This window comes from Streptomyces sp. LMG1-1-1.1 (genome assembly GCF_040815545.1).
GTDB lineage: Bacteria > Actinomycetota > Actinomycetes > Streptomycetales > Streptomycetaceae > Streptomyces.
The window spans coordinates 1-273 of the sequence record NZ_JBFPNH010000108.1; the positions used below are offsets into that span (position 1 = coordinate 1).

General features: G+C 57.1%; 1 rRNA gene. It reads left to right on the plus strand.

Annotated features, from left to right (window positions below):
- Window positions 1–273, plus strand: a 23S ribosomal RNA gene (locus MRBLMG1_RS37275); the annotation flags it as partial.

The window sequence follows — 273 nt, forward strand, 5'->3', positions numbered from 1 at the left end:
GACAACCAGGAGGTTGGCTTAGAAGCAGCCACCCTTGAAAGAGTGCGTAATAGCTCACTGGTCAAGTGATTCCGCGCCGACAATGTAGCGGGGCTCAAGCGTACCGCCGAAGTCGTGTCATTGCAGCGTTAAGCCCCAACGGGTGTTGTGATGGGTAGGGGAGCGTCGTGTGCCGGGTGAAGCAGCCGCGGAAGCGAGTTGTGGACGGTTCACGAGTGAGAATGCAGGCATGAGTAGCGATACACACGTGAGAAACGTGTGCGCCGATTGACT